Origin of the sequence: Myroides albus (assembly GCF_009711045.1) — a bacterium.
GTDB classification, from domain to species: Bacteria; Bacteroidota; Bacteroidia; order Flavobacteriales; family Flavobacteriaceae; genus Flavobacterium; species Flavobacterium album_A.
In genome coordinates this window covers 87,776-103,407 of record NZ_WMJX01000008.1, presented here as the reverse complement: position 1 = coordinate 103,407, position 15,632 = coordinate 87,776, and the positions used below count along the sequence as shown (strand labels likewise).

Sequence of the window (15,632 nt, the reverse complement as noted above, 5' to 3'; positions counted from 1 at the left end):
ATTTTCAATACATTAAGTAGTTAAAAAAGTACCAGTACTGTACTAAAATGTCTTTTAAAGACAAAACATCTAAAGACAAGAGCCTTGTGAATTTTCAAAAAACGCTTAATTCAAAACAAATGAGTAGACTAATTATTACAAACATCTGATACTGTTAAACACACCGTAAATCTTTAAGTGTATCCCCTATCTCGTTCTTTACTGCAAATACATAATAGACACATAACCGAAAAGTAATAACACAAAACAGGTCTGCAGGCCCCATGCAAGCATGCCATAGTTTGCTCATAAAACCGATGTAAGCGCTAAGAGATAGCATGACTTTAAAAGGTTTTGATTAATATGAATTTTAGGTTTAATTAGAATGAATAAAACAGCTTGATAAAAATGACTCTGTTGCTTCAATTGAAAAGCTTATTCTCACATTGAGGTTGTGACTTTTTTAACACAAACCTATACTAAAGAACAGGCACAAATTGTCCCACATCCGTTATATTGCGACATCAAAACAAAACAACATAGAAAAACAATGAAAAACTCTCAAACAACGTGGATTCAAAAGTTTAAGGTTCCCATAGCAAATAAGCTCAAGAATGACATAATTAGGCAATAAAGAAGATTTAAGAATTCTTAAATTAAGGCCAGTACTTAATTTACTATTAAAATCTTAATATAATCACAAAATTGTAATAATTAAGTAACGAAATAAGCAAGATTAAACTAAACGGATTCCTTTTACATTTCGCAGAATATGAAACTCAAACTCAACTCACCTTATAATCTGTGTCTTCTATAGATTTACCCCCCTTTTAGTTTAAGTTATTATGATGGAATATATGGACGGGCTATCCTATATCTTCTACATACTGATTCAATATGTCTTGCGTATTTGGATTACTTGTCATTAGGACATTCAAAAATGGAATCGAAAAAAAAATATCATTATATCATCATTGGTATGCTTTCTCTATTGAGTACCGTATATCTTTACGCAAAAGTTGCCTTAAGTTTAGATCTTGACCTTTTTGATATACAACACAACAGCTTATTACTGACAGACAATGACTTTCAAGATGAAGCAATACAGTTACTCGAAGATAGTCTCCCTATATCCATTAACTTCTTTTTATCGGGTGTATTTTACGGTATCGCACTCTTAGGAATCATCTCTACTATTGTCATATACAAAATATTCAAGATTCGAAAATGGGCTGCCATTCACGCCATTCAGCTATTAATGTTCTGCTCGATAGTTTATAGCGATGTGTTGGTACACACCACATACAGAATAACTTTGATGGTGAACTTTATGCAAAAAGGCATTATCATCAGCTTGCTGTTTCTACTTTCCTTAATCGCAAGCAGCTATGTACCTTTCTCTATTAAAAGAAAATTGTATCAAAACGAATTCAAGTTTTATAGCTTCTCCAGTGTTTTAGCTATAGGTATCTATATAGGGCATATCATTATCACTCAGTGTCATAGCTATTACCTGGATTTACTCGTAATCACCATTGCTATTGTATCTCAATACTTGATGCGAAAACTACTAAAGCGAAAAGTTTACAGACAGTATATTTTACTACTATTACTTTTAATAATATTTTATACGATTTGTCTTACAGATACAGGGGTTAAGTTTAGCTTGACTCAGTATATCGACAAGATTACTACCTTGAAGATTCTAAGTAGTATTGTCATTCTACTCTCCATATTCAACAATTACTTTTTAATAAAGAAGTATCACCGTCGTCAAAAGAAAACAGAAATGTTTAATTCGCAGTATGTTTTATTAGTAAAGAACTACCACAATCTTCTACTCAAAGCGAAGGGCAATAAGTCATTGGAAATAGATGCAATAGGACAATCCCATGTACAAACCCTATCAGGGACACAAGACAATTTACAAGAACGAGAAGAAGACCCAAACATCAGAAATATTTACAAACTAACAGAACGCGAAATAAATGTATTGGAACTAATTTGGGAGGGATTGACAAACAAAGAAATAGCTGCTGAATTAAATATTTCATTAAGTACAACCAAGTATCACATAAGTAATATTTTTATAAAACTCAATGTCAATTCAAGAACACAGTTATTTACACTGAAAGCTAAATAGACACTAAAGCCTTGTAGTTGCAAGGCTTTAGCTTTACTATACCCTATAGAACAAGCCTTTCTCCTTGACGAGTGAGAACAATAACAAAAGTGTACGATATAAAGGATTAGCTCGAGTTCAATGAGGACATCGAGCTATTTTCTATTTGGAACATTCTTTCAACCTTCCTTTTCAATCAACAAATTAATACAAACAATTTACATCAAATCCTACAAAGCTACACTGGCCTTCTCTCTTAGAACCAAATAATTTCCCTACCTCGTCTTATTAACTTGCTAACTATTTTGCCGTACAATCAATGGATTTAGCTCTGACAGTGTTATCCCAATCAATTACTACTGCCTTACAGATACTAATACAAACTAAACAAATAGACTGAAGTAATATCCTTCCCAACTGCTAATTTATCCCCTACACCAATCTGTTTGCTATTCTATTCATTGTCCCATCGATTAAAACCTGGAAGAACAATTGATAAAATCCTATAAAGATGAAAAGTACGAAGGGTCTTTCTTCCTACTGATACCCTTATGCTCCTATATTGTTGGCATAGTGGTCGCATGTTTTTGCTCTATAATCATGTGACCACTATGTGATCAGTATGCGACCACTATGCGACCACTTCGAAATAACTATGCCTCGTCCTAATATAGCTGTACAATTATTGTTTATAATCCTGCTTTTAACTGTACAATACTTTCACAGTAGAACAGCTTGAATAACTTATCTATCCTCCCAAAGGCTTTTCGAACACAATGAGACACTTTATATTTAATTTTACTAATTTTGTGCATTTCATATTTGTATTGCAATGCCAATTCACAAAATTATCAAAGTACAGCAGTTTGATAAGAACATACCGATCGAGTTTTACTCCATAGAAGAACACCCCGAACTCTTTGATTTTGATTATCACTATCAATATAACTTTTACCAGATATACTGGTTTACATCAACTTGTGCACAGCGTCAAGAAATAGATTTTAAGTCCTATCCTATTACTCAAAACCAATTGTGGGTTGTCTTTCCTGGTCAAGTACAGTTTTTTAATCCGACCCATGTTACAGGATACTATATGGCCATTGACAAAGATTATTTTAACAGGATAATTTATCAAGAAGTAGCAGAGCGCGATTACTACAAAATTCCCCCTTTGCACTTTGAGATCACTCCTGATCTAATTCCCATATTTCAATCTATTTTCCAATTGATCAATATCGAATGGAGTACCAAGCGAAGAACGGCTATAATGGAGAAATACGTCAGCCTGTTTTTATGTCATACATTGGATTTAAAACAGTTGTCCGATACCGTTTCCAATTATGATCCAAGGGTGTACAAACTATTGAATCTGGTAGAATTGCACTATTGTTCACAGTACAGCAATGAGTTCTATGCCAGTAGCGTTTCACTATCCATTAAGCGAATGAATGAAATACTTGTGAATACCACAGGTGATACACTCAATATACACTTAAAGAACAGATTGCTATTAGAGGCTAAGCGCATGCTAATTTACAGTGATCTCACTGTTCAACAAATTGCCTTCTCTCTTGGTTATAGTGAAGTCAATTACTTCAACCGCTTTTTTAAGAAAAACACCAGTGTGACACCAAGTGAATTTCGCAAGAATATCAAAAAAGTCCAATAACTTCAGCACAACAGATAGTTTAGCTCCTTATTTGATAGGCTACATTTGCCCACTCAAAACAAAGAAATGAAAAAGCTTACAAAAACTCAGTTTGTAGTGGTAATTATCTTATCGCTACTCTCAGCATTAGAACCCTTTAGTATTGATCTATACTTACCGGGATTCTTAAAAATCTCACAGACTTTCAACACTGATTTAAAGTCTGTACAACTCTCTATTTCCTTCTTCTTAGGAGGTTTTGCTATAGGGCAATTATTTTGGGGAATTATTTCAGATAAATACGGTAGAAAAATTCCCACTATCATATCTTTACTTGTCTTCATTTTGGCTACCGTTGGATGTATTTATGCCCAAACGATTGAACAGTTTTGGATAGCGCGATTCTTTCAGGCTTTTGCTGGTTGTGCGGGAGTAGTCATTGCCAGAGCGGTAGTCAACGAGTTTTACGATACAGACCAGAGTATGCATGTATTTTCCCTATTGGCTATTATAGCAGGTATAGCGCCAATTATTGGACCTGTCATGGGAAATTTCTTAATCAATCACTTTGTATGGCAATCTGCCTTTGTGACCCTATTTATTTTGGGTGTAGTATGCTTAATCTCCGTGGTGCTCTTTTTGCCAGAGACAAGAATAGTCAGCACCACATCAAGCAAGACAAATATGGCACAAGATTTTAAAGAGATTGTGCAGAACAATACATTTGTAAAGTACACCCTAATTGGAAGTTTGACTTATAGTATCTTAATGATTTACTTAGCTAATGCACCTTATCTGATTATGGAATATGGAGGGTTATCTTCCAATATGTTTAGTTCCATCTTTGCATTCAATGCCATAGGATTAATACTCGGTGCATGGCTTGCCAATTCGGTTTTATCAAGATGGTATACAGTAGAGCAAATAGTTAAACTAACCGTTTACTTTGGTATAGTGGCAAGTGTTTTTTTTCTAATTATGTGCAGTTATAAATCAACTATCGAATTGATGTTAATTCCCCTATTTTTTATTGTGTTAACCCTTGGCGTATTGTTTCCCACGACAACAAAGTTAGCCTTAGCTCCCTTTACCACCAATAGTGGCTCGGCTTCTGCCTTATTAGGAACATTGCAGTTAACCCTTACTTTCATTATTTCAGCCTTGACCAATATAATTCCTCTTGATCTAATCACACTAACGGGAGGCTCTTTACTTCTTTGTCACCTACTTTACCTTTTTTGTTATTTATTCAAGGATAAAAAGGTGGGGGAATACGAGTAAAATAGAGAGTGAGAATATAATTAATATAATAGATAAAGAGGTTATCTCATAGTGAGATAACCTCTTTTCTTTTAGTAAATGAAAACTCACTGCCTTAATCTACAGTTCCTCATAGCACAGCACAAATAAGCTATTAACTACATAAACAACATACAGAAAACCACAATAAGACCAAGCTCATTCAACACAAATGAGAATACCTAAATTCACACGTCTAAAGATGCAACCTTGAGGTTATTTCTTGCCTAACATTTTACTCAAAGGAAGTATTTCAATCACAACAAATAAGAAAGGCAATGATACACAAACAAAAAGGGCTGCTCCTTATTATGAGGAGACAGCCCTTTTAGTCCTATTATTGAACTAAATTCAATTGTTCAAATTACTTCATTAAATCTGTGATTATAGTAGTAAATAGGTTTCCTAAGAAATAGGAATGTTGGAAATAAGTATCATTTCTTGCATTATACTCCCTATACTTACCAGTTACCATTTCACCATTTACATAATTGTAACGATCAAGTAATCCTCTATACTGAACATCATTCGTCATCGGCAAAATAACTATTTTCTTCGTCTTGTGAATCATTGTCATTGCTTCTACTGGTGAAAGATCAGCTTTCAAAGTAGTCAAAGGCTCAAACTGTGAACCTGTAAGGTCATAAGTTAATGTCTCTACACTCGACTGCCATATACTATAATTTTTCAAATAAGTATACTTCTCTATCATCGTAAAATGAGAGTTCGTTGGCACTGCATAACCTACTGGTGTGGTCTCTCGATTAACATTTGGGATTACAGCCACAGGGGTATCTACTCCACCATTAAACTTCATTAACATGGTACCAAACCCTCTCGATTCTGGTGAAAGATCTGATCTATTAAACCCTTCAAATAATTTTTTATATCTTGCAATATCCGTTTCTTGTGAAACAACAAACCATCCTTTATCACTGTTGATATAATTCTCTATTGCTGTGTGAACTGCTGCATCAAGACCAATTGCTGCAATAGGTCCTCCATCAATAATTACTAAATTGTAAATTCCCTTGTTCAATTCAGTCACAATTTCAGCTCTACGCTGAACACCTAATTCACTATTATAACCTGAACTATAATTAGTATTTACAGCAATCGTTTTCAATACTTTAGGACCAACCTTTACATGTTCTCCAGTCTCACTGTAATACCTATCATTCTTTAAATACTCTGCTAACATTTGAACGAAATTATCAGTAGGACGGTCATTTCGAATATATAAAATATTCAATGGAGCGTATCCAACACGTACAGGGAAGGTAGCGTTACACAAAGTTTCGCTATTACCATCGTTATTTATAAAAGATACATCAGTAACTCCTGGAGTAGAAGGGGCGATAGTTTTTTGTTCTGCATACAGCACAATATCATTAGCACCTAACGTTTTAAACTCCTGTTTTACACCGTCACGGGTACTACTAAATGTAATTCCTTGAACAGGAACTGTCGTTTTCAATTCATACTCACCTAACTCCGTTACATTTGCTTTGACTATAATAGTATAAGTGTCTTGAATCTCCTTATCGAGTAGAATCGTTGATCGGTTTGAACTAATTGTTGCACAATCAATTGTATACGCAACAGGCTTAACCTCTAAGTTAAACGTGATTACATTATCACCTTCCACTTCAAAACGCCCTTCCTCAGCACTAATCGTAAAATCAGATGTTGGCGAAGAAGGCATTTGTATACCATTCACATTAGCGTTAAATAATACAGGAACCGTTTGATCTGGATTTGCTTTATTTCGAACAAAAGTCTGTGACTCAGAGACAAACTCCACTCCTTCACCATTGGTCAGTTTTAGTTTAGTTATACCAGGCGAAACCACCTTAACAGGAACTGTAATCGTATTTCTGGCATTAATAGCAGTACCACGATATAATGGTTCACTACCAAAGTTTACTTGTGTAGCATCATAGGCAACTGTCGTTGGCTCCACCTTAACAGAGGCTTTTGCTTCGTTGATAGTAACATCAATATCTTTTAAGGGAACACCATCTACTTCAAAAGTTAACTCATAACTCTCTAAGTCATTCTTTAAAGGTTTGACATGACCTGCTACAGGTAATAGAGTAACGGGTTGTTTTGGCCCGTCTAAAGTAAACTCTTTTTCAGCAAAGAAATGCAGCCCAAGCTCATCATTCTTAGCCGTAATTTTAGCTGTACCAATAACATCCACATTAACTAATAAATCAATCTTATTACCAGCATCCTCACTCATATCCTCATTGAAGTAATACTTGCCAAGTGCAGGATAAGTCGCTTTATTAATCTGGAATTTTAAAAATGCTGGAATAATGGTTACATCATATCCTGTATCACACTTCTTAGAAGGCAATCCATTAAAGGTGAACTTCAATTTATCTTTTTCACCACTTGACTGTGGATGCCCTTTCTTAGGCATACCACGTCCTTTTAAATAGATGGTGTAATTACCAATAGCTTGGAACTGCCCCTCAGCGGAGAAGAAATAACCGTTGCCAGAATCTGCACTAATACTGTACGTACCAATCTGTGAAACATAAACCTCTATTTGAAGAAAGTGCTTCGTAGGATCTAAAGCAAAACCTTGCTGCCAACTTGGAGCAGGTATCCCCTCAATCGTAAATCCACCACTTGGTTTTATATTCTCACACCCCGTGATAAAGTCAAACTTAGCAGGAGGTAAACTTCCACATAAACTTCTCCATTTTCCCGTACTCGCATGCCAATACTCAATACAGTCATTAGACGTATTAAATATCACCATCCCAGTAGTTTCTTTTCCAAGTGTCTCATCCGCCATTAGCCGAGCAGCTAACTGATCTCGTTGAGTTGTATTCATTCTTGGCATATGGAATCCACGTGTGGAACTGTCCAAATCCAATATAGCTGTACTTGTTAATTCTTTATTCGTTGTCTTATCTGTAATACGAGTCCCTACACTCTTTTCATTTTGCGCCCAAACAGTAGAACAAATAAGCAATAAAAGAACAACAGCAAGCTGCTTTATACTATTTTTTATCTTATTCATAAAATATAAGTTTGATAAGTCTTAGCCATTCCTATAAGTACAGAAATAACCAAGAATAAAAACTCCTAATCTAAAACCAATTAGGAGTTTTTATTTTATCTATTAATTATTCATTCATTAACTTAGAGAAGATAGAGATAAGTAAATTCCCCATATACGCATCATACGTTTTTTTATAGTTATTGTGATCCGGACCATTTCTCGTAATAATATCATAATCAGGACTATTCCTTACTTTAAGATAATCAAACATAAAACGGTCTTGCGTACTCTCAAGTACAGGAGCAAAAATAAAATCGTAATCCTTGTGTATAACAATACTTCCTTCAGGAGCGTTTTGCGTAGCTGTTGTCAAAGCAATAAAGTTTCCTCCTGTAAGATCTAAAGATGACATCCCAAAATACCACATAATTCCATAGCCTGGCATATAGCTATAATGCGTAATCATCTTCAATCGATCATTTGGAGCTAAGAAACCAAGTACATCTTTCTCATTATTTGCAATTCTTAAATACTTAGTATCAAAATCTATATTATTATTTAACTTCACCACTAAATCGAGAAGAGCATACTTCTCAGGATAGGTTTTTCCATCATTCCCCCAAGCACTCATTGTTTTCATTCTAGCCCTATACCCTCCATCATATCTGGACAGAGATGAAGCCGCTAATACAATTCCCTTCTTGTCTTTCAGGTATTGCTCAAGTGCATCTGCAACCTGCTTATCCATACTATAATTAAAGGTGCTAATTCCGTCTATGAAAATAAAGTTATAATCACCAGTGCTAATTTTATTGGCAAGATCTGTTCTCATGGCTTTTCCATTAGCATGTCCATAACTATTAGGTTGCAATACTTTTCTCTCTATACGATCGGCATAGTGCAAAATAACTTTATCTACTTTTAACTGACCTGTTTCAAGTATTCTACCAGTCTCTCCAAATTTATTTCCACGCAATACATAACGGTCAAATACATAAAAATCAGCTTCGTAATCAGAACCTATATATAAAATATTCAAATCAGGATTTCCGACTTTTACTTTGAACTTAGCCTCACACATCGTTTTTGCATTACCGTCAGTATTGATAATACGAACGTCGTAAGTTCCCTTATTAGCTGGTACAACATTTTTGTTTACAGGATATAAAATCACTTGTTGTGGTCCTGTTCCAGGAAATACTTGTTTTACTCCATTGACAGTACTACTAAAGAATAATCCATCAGCAGCGTTCTCTGTCACAATTTCATATTCTCCAGCAACATCAACATCCACAGGAACGATGATGTGATAAGTATCACCAATCTCTTTATTATAAGGTACAGTTGAACGGTTTGATTTAATCTTAGCACAATCTACAGTATAAGATACTGGTTTTTGAGCAAGATTAAATTTAATAATCTTATCACCTGTAATTGTAAATCGAGAAGCCACACCAGACATTGTAAAATCAGAAGTCTCCTCTGCCGGCATTTTCTTATCATTTAACACAGGAGTGAACACCACATTCTGCGTTTCATTTGGATTGTCCAATTTATTAAACACCACATCCTTAGCTTCAAACTCAACTCCCTCAGCATTTTTAAGCGATAAAGATGCTTTACCAGAAGCGATTACTTTAACAGGAACCGTAATCACGTGATTCTTATTCATAGGAGAATCCTTGTAAATAGGCTCTCGACCAAAGTCAACTTTAGTTGGGTCAAAAGAAATTTCCGTCCCTTCTATTTTGATAATTGCTTTAGCACCGTTAATTGTAGTTGTCTTATCAGCTTCCTTCACAGAAATATCAAGCTCAAGAGGATAACTTGCATCATCATTGTTATTTGGAAGAAGTTTACCACTCATCGGCGTCAACACAACCTCCTGAATACCAGCTTGCTTAAACTCCACTACTTTTACAAATCCAATCCCCAATGTTTCATTTACAGCACTAATAGTTGGAGTACCAGGGATCTTAACATCTACTTGTAATGTCAATGTATTTCCTTCATCTTCACTTGCCTCTTTACCTACGTAATATTTACCTGCCGCTTCGTAAGTAGTTCTAACAATTTCTAAGCGCAAATCAGCAGGAACCACTTTAATTTCAACTCCATCAGGACATTTCTTTGAAGGAACTCCATTAAAAGTAAACTTTACTTGGTCTCCTTTCTTACCTGTACCCCCTTGATCATATCCTTGTTTAGGAGCTCCCATGCCCTTTAATACTACAGTATAATTTCCTTCTGCCTGAAATTGTCCATCAGCAGTAAAGAAATACCCGTTACCAGAATCAGCACTGATTTGATACGTACCAATCTGAGAAACATATACGCGAATAGTAATAAAGTTTTGATCTCCATTTAAAGATATCCCTTGTTGCCAAGCAGGTCCTTGTACACCCGGAATCTGAATAGACCCATCTACATCTATATTGCTACAACCATCCAAGAAGTCCAGTTTTGCAGGTGGTAAACTACCTCATAAGCTTCGCCATTTTGAAGTCTCAGCATTCCAATACTCAATACAGTCCGTCGTCGTATTGTAAATAGACAAACCTGTATTCTCTTTTCCATTTGCCATTTCTTCTAATAACTTCTCGCCTAACTGATCGCGTTGAGCAGTATTCATCCTTGGCATATAGAATCCACGAGTAGAGCTATCTAAGTCTAAAATAGCTGCCTGGTTTAATTCCTTTTCTGTAGTGACATCTGTAATACGTGTACCTGCAGTCTTATTTACCTGAGCAAAAGCTCCAATACTCAAAAACAGCATTAGCACTACAGCAAAGTGTTTCACTATATTTTTTATGTAATTCATAATCATATCTGTTTTTTATTGTACTACTTTAATTGTTTAAGATACTCTTCGATCGCTTGAAGGCGATCTTCTTGCATTTTTAACTGCTCACGTTGTTCATTGATTATTTTGTGTTGATCAATAGTGTGCAGATAAAGTTCCTCTACCTTTTCTAACAATTGGATAGACAATTCTGAAACATTAATTAAATAACCTTCTTCACTACTTTTATCAAGAGCTGATACAGGTGTAATACCTGGTAAGTGATAGTTTTCTTTAATAAATGATTCTACCGTAGATAAATCTTTGAAGTTATAGTCGTATTTTAAAGACGAAGCCTCTTTAGTAAAATAATTCTCAAATACGTAATCGGCATAGTAACTATTTCGAGCATAGATACTTCCGTTTACACGCAATTTCTCATCTGGTTTAGGACTTGTAATTGCCGCTTGAGCTTCAGCTGCAGTCACTCCTACTCCTACCCATCCTTGAGTAAAAATATTCTCAGAGTTTAAAGTAGCTTCTTTGTTAGTCTCGGCAACTCTCCATGGCTCACGTACGATCGTACGCAAGGAGAAACGGAAAGTAGAACCTCCACCAAGTTCGTTGATATAGATCAATTCATCATCAGCTGTAATATCAAGAGACGTTTTAGCTTCTAAGTTTTTAACTAATTCTACTAAGCTAATTTTCTTCTCTGTTCCTTTATCATCTGTAAAGTCTAATCCATCTAAAGTACTGTTTACATCTAATTTAGTAATCGCCTTTACCTCTTCATTATCAGCTCCTAATAAATCTCTAACAGCATATTTGTGTACATTTTGGTTTTCATCTCTAAAGATCAACTCCAACTCGGTTGTTGGGTCTCCTTCTTGAACTGTGCCTAAATCCAATTCCTCCTCTGGAGTTAAAGGTTCTCTGTATGACTTACCATTATCATAGTGGTATAAGAGATAATGTCCTAATTCAAAAGAGGTCAAAGTCTGAGACTCTTTCACAATTTCAGGAACATCAATATTGACGATATCTTCTGTTGGTTTTAGCTTATCTGGAGCATAAACAACAAGACCTTTAATCTTTAATGTTTCTGTTTCAGGCTGACCTTGAGCATCAAGTTTAATCTTACCATCTGTATCAAGTACATATTTTTCAATATCTTTCTCTTCGATTGTAAACTTCTCTTGTATTTGTCCACCTAAAATTTCACTTGCATCATCACTTGTAATTACTCGAACCCATTTACTATCTCCTTTTGCATTCGTTGTCCAATAGTAGTAACCTTTAGCTACATGTGTTGCATCATTGTTATATACTAATAAACTTTCTTTTATTTCCCCTTCAATAGGATCTTTCTTACTAAGGTCTTCAATAACAACATTTGGAATTAACACCCCTTTATCAGTGGATTCCACATGTAAAATAGCGCTTGGATCTGGTAGAGAAACACCTATTCCAATTCGCTTTTGAGATTCTTGTGCGTTTACTAATCCGATAGCAAACAAACAAGATAACAACAGTAGTTTTTTCTTCATTCTATTTTATTTTTTTGTGAACAATATATTTACTCTATACTATATGCGCTATAAAAGTTAACATAATATCCTAAATTCAAATATTTAAACATTAAAATTAAATTATTAAAACTATTTAAGTAAATAAACAACATTAAAAACAATAATTAACTTAAATTGCATATATTTAAGTTAAATAAATTATACTAAAACAGTTAAAACATAAATAGACCATTTACCACTTTCAACACATATATATCAATATTTAACAAAAATTACACACATAAAGACAAATAAAGCCGTTGCAAAAATACTTTTACAACGGCTTTCGTTAACATTAATTTCAGAGTATTAAATAAATACTATTCTCTTTTCTCTTTAGCCTTCATTTGAGTACTAACTCCTATTCGATTCCAAGCATTAATAGTTACCATACACATAATTAATTGAACAAGGTAATCTTGTCCAAAAAGCAATAGCGCTCGATCGTAAACACTATCAATAATACCTCCCCTATGGATATATGCTATTGACTCAGTCATTTCTAAAATAAGACGTTCTTCTTCTGAGAAAAGCTCTGTTTCTCTCCAGGCTGCTAAAACTAAAAGTCTTTGAATACGCTCTCCGTTTTTTAGAGCATCTTGACTGTGTATATCGAGGCAATAACCACATCCATTAATCTGAGATGTTCGCACTTTAATTAACTCTTTGTGAATTGGCGTTAAATCACTTTGATCTAAATACTGCTCTAATACGATCATCCCCTTATAAGCTTTAGGGTCCACCTGGTTGATTTGTCTTCTATTACTCATCATTTTTATTTTTAATATTACCCTACAAAGCTCAGTAAAGCAAATAGCAAAAAACTTAAACAGGTTTAATAAAACAACCAATGTGGAAAAAAGTAAAAGAGACGATATTAACGCAAACTGTTCTTTTTAATCTCACTTAGATATTCAGGAGTAAAACCTAAATAAGAGGCAAGTAAATATTGAGGTACTCTTTGTACAAATTCGGGGTAATGCGAAGCAAAGTGAAAATAGAGTTCTTCTCTTGAATATTGATATAAGAACTGTACTCTCTTTTGTGCGGCTGCGTAACTTCGCTGAAATATTCTTCTAAAATATTGTTCCATCACAGGATGATGCTGTAATAACGCATCAAGGGATTCTCTACTTAGAGACAAAACAATTGAGGTTTCAACAGCTTGTATAGTCAAATCACTCAAGCTACTGTTTTCAAAAGCCATATAGTCACAGATCCACCAAGATTCAATTGCAAAATCAAGAGTTTGTAAAGAGCCGTTATCTTTTATATAATAGCTGTGAAGACAACCCTTGCAGACAAACAACATAGACCTACAAAGTTCTTCTTCATGCTGAACTATCTCCTTTTTCTTTAGATTAAGTTCTGTAAAATAAGTATAGATTTGCTCAACTTCACTTTGACTTATAAAAGGTATAAACTTTTGAATATGTTTAAATAAGAACTCTTTACTCATTTGAAAACAAATTATCACTCACTATTTAATTACTTATACTGTCCTGGAATTTCTATGACGTGATAAAGCTGTACTTGAGCAATACTCAACAACATCTTACAATTGGTAGCTGTTATCCTATTATCTCTAAGCTTGAATAGAAAATTTGAATTGGATTGAAACAGCTCTGACTTAAATAGGGCTACATAATCTAATAGTGAAGTAAACTCATTTTCGCTACGATCGCTGTAATAGTCAAAAATATCTGTAAAGTCTAACATCTTTAAATACTTCATATTTTGACTCTTGGCAAGGTTGTATATAAAGTTTTGATGGTGATATCCCGAATGAACTATTAATTGCTCTAACCGCAAATTTGGCACTTCAAAAAAGGTTGCATCGGGTGCCGAAGGAACTTGAAGAATCTTTAATTTAGGCATTTTTGATACTAACTTAGCAATCATTCCATCTTCGAGATCACATTCACCAATTAAACAAAGATTGTGATCGCCCATATCTGTCAAATTTACTTTAAAAGACCGAACATTATTTAAAGTAATATCTGCTTTAGCTAAACGACTAAAGTCCCAATTGCGAAAGCCATTTGCACCAGCATCTGGTCCATTAAAATTCAATGAAACAAAAGCATCTGGATTAGCGATAATCAAATCTAAAACTGCACAAAAGCCAAAGTTGTATCCTTCCTCTTGTTCAAAAACTTCGCTTGATACATCAGTATCCTCATCATATCCATCTCCAAAATAATTTAACTCAAATAACTCACCAATCTTAGAAAAACTAATTCGAGGCGAATATATCAGACTATACGGATAGTCTTTATTGTAGTATTTATAAATTCTATCTTGTAATGCTAATAACTTTTCTATCATGCCTTATCTATTTTAACAGTAATATCCAATAGTTCAATACTGTAGTATCAATTTATTGGTAATCTTTTTTTATTGTTTTGAAAATAAATCTAACTTTTTAAAATACACCTTTTGTCTTTTAATTTTATTGTATTAATAATAATTACCTACAATTATTAACAAAATTAAAAACAGTACAAAACGGCAAACTTAAATTAGTTAATTAAACTTCAGCAACGCTACAAAGCACCATTGCCTTCATTCACTATACTTATAAACTTAAATGCACAATTAAACGTCTATTAATGAGTCCTAATGCCCTTTTTAAGACCTACGTTCAAGTACAAATAAATTTACTTTACTAAACTTTATTCTTAAATACTATCATAGTTATGCTTTGCAAACTGTTGCAATATTCAAACTTGTAAACAAGCTTTGATTAATGAGCTTATAAACTATCTATTTAACTAAGTCCTCCAAGCTTATTTATATCCTTTTAACTTAAAAGTATCAAACACCTATTTACAAAAAACACTAACTACTACTCTATACAAATATAGTGCAGTATTAAATACACTTTCAAAAGATTCATATACAAATCACACATTTTGTACCATATTAAAACACAAAACACATATTAGATAAACTACTTAATGCTATAATCACAGTAATCTGTTCTTATTAAACTTATACATTAAGTTGAAAATTACTTTGAATAGTGAACTTTACCCCGTGAAATCCAACCTATCAATTTTAAACCAAAACTGTCCTTACTACTTCTCTATTTTATAATACCATAAAAAGCAGTTTAGGGAGTATTTTGACAATATTATACCTAATTAGTCACAATTATTCAATTTTCAAACATAAATGTAATTGATAAAGTAAAAATTAAGACTTAG

Annotated in this window: 10 protein-coding genes; 3 read left to right on the top strand and 7 right to left on the bottom strand. The window is 33.9% G+C overall.

What is annotated here, in order from left to right; translation table 11 throughout:
- Positions 1-919 precede the first annotated feature (919 nt).
- The 3 genes from GJV76_RS15890 to GJV76_RS05810 all read left to right on the top strand — a co-directional run bounded on the left by GJV76_RS15890 (position 920) and on the right by GJV76_RS05810 (position 5,033).
- Positions 920-2,122 (top strand): response regulator transcription factor, encoded by a 1,203-nt coding sequence (locus tag GJV76_RS15890; protein ID WP_230381500.1) that lies wholly within the window; start codon positions 920-922, stop codon positions 2,120-2,122.
- A gap of 811 nt (positions 2,123-2,933) precedes the next feature.
- Positions 2,934-3,773: a helix-turn-helix domain-containing protein gene (locus GJV76_RS05815; RefSeq protein WP_155091702.1), complete on the top strand. Its 840-nt coding sequence runs from the start codon at positions 2,934-2,936 to the stop codon at positions 3,771-3,773.
- Between the two features lie 66 nt (positions 3,774-3,839).
- Positions 3,840-5,033, top strand: a complete 1,194-nt coding sequence (locus tag GJV76_RS05810) for a multidrug effflux MFS transporter (protein ID WP_155091701.1) — start codon at positions 3,840-3,842, stop codon at positions 5,031-5,033.
- 382 nt (positions 5,034-5,415) lie between these two features.
- On the opposite strand, the gene GJV76_RS05805 is transcribed toward GJV76_RS05810, so the two are convergent.
- From GJV76_RS05805 to GJV76_RS05775, 7 genes are all read right to left on the bottom strand, one after another.
- On the bottom strand, positions 5,416-8,088 hold the full coding sequence (locus GJV76_RS05805; RefSeq protein ID WP_155091700.1) for a hypothetical protein: 2,673 nt from the start codon (positions 8,086-8,088) through the stop codon (positions 5,416-5,418).
- 106 nt (positions 8,089-8,194) lie between these two features.
- Entirely contained in the window at positions 8,195-10,522 is a 2,328-nt protein-coding gene (locus GJV76_RS05800; protein WP_155091699.1) for a hypothetical protein, read from the bottom strand.
- 30 nt (positions 10,523-10,552) lie between these two features.
- The gene (locus tag GJV76_RS05795) at positions 10,553-10,891 is read right to left on the bottom strand and encodes a hypothetical protein (RefSeq protein WP_155091698.1); all 339 of its coding nucleotides are present in this window, start codon (positions 10,889-10,891) and stop codon (positions 10,553-10,555) included.
- A 23-nt stretch (positions 10,892-10,914) separates the two neighbouring features.
- Positions 10,915-12,402 carry a hypothetical protein gene (locus GJV76_RS05790; protein ID WP_155091697.1) on the bottom strand — a complete coding sequence of 496 codons (1,488 nt, stop codon included), beginning with the start codon at positions 12,400-12,402 and terminating at the stop codon, positions 10,915-10,917.
- 341 nt (positions 12,403-12,743) lie between these two features.
- A complete protein-coding gene (locus tag GJV76_RS05785; RefSeq protein ID WP_155091696.1) occupies positions 12,744-13,193 on the bottom strand; it encodes a carboxymuconolactone decarboxylase family protein in 450 nt (149 codons plus the stop codon).
- Between the two features lie 107 nt (positions 13,194-13,300).
- A complete protein-coding gene (locus GJV76_RS05780; protein ID WP_155091695.1) occupies positions 13,301-13,882 on the bottom strand; it encodes a Crp/Fnr family transcriptional regulator in 582 nt (193 codons plus the stop codon).
- Positions 13,883-13,911: 29 nt separating this feature from the next.
- The gene (locus GJV76_RS05775) at positions 13,912-14,751 is read right to left on the bottom strand and encodes a hypothetical protein (RefSeq protein ID WP_155091694.1); all 840 of its coding nucleotides are present in this window, start codon (positions 14,749-14,751) and stop codon (positions 13,912-13,914) included.
- Between the last annotated feature and the right edge of the window lie 881 nt (positions 14,752-15,632).

Coding starts and splice junctions, on each gene's coding strand:
- GJV76_RS15890 (WP_230381500.1), top strand. CDS start 920: ATGGAATCGAAAAAAAAATATCATTATATCATCATTGGTATGCTTTCT.
- GJV76_RS05815 (WP_155091702.1), top strand. CDS start 2,934: ATGCCAATTCACAAAATTATCAAAGTACAGCAGTTTGATAAGAACATA.
- GJV76_RS05810 (WP_155091701.1), top strand. CDS start 3,840: ATGAAAAAGCTTACAAAAACTCAGTTTGTAGTGGTAATTATCTTATCG.
- GJV76_RS05805 (WP_155091700.1), bottom strand. CDS start 8,088: ATGAATAAGATAAAAAATAGTATAAAGCAGCTTGCTGTTGTTCTTTTA.
- GJV76_RS05795 (WP_155091698.1), bottom strand. CDS start 10,891: ATGAATTACATAAAAAATATAGTGAAACACTTTGCTGTAGTGCTAATG.
- GJV76_RS05790 (WP_155091697.1), bottom strand. CDS start 12,402: ATGAAGAAAAAACTACTGTTGTTATCTTGTTTGTTTGCTATCGGATTA.
- GJV76_RS05785 (WP_155091696.1), bottom strand. CDS start 13,193: ATGAGTAATAGAAGACAAATCAACCAGGTGGACCCTAAAGCTTATAAG.
- GJV76_RS05780 (WP_155091695.1), bottom strand. CDS start 13,882: ATGAGTAAAGAGTTCTTATTTAAACATATTCAAAAGTTTATACCTTTT.
- GJV76_RS05775 (WP_155091694.1), bottom strand. CDS start 14,751: ATGATAGAAAAGTTATTAGCATTACAAGATAGAATTTATAAATACTAC.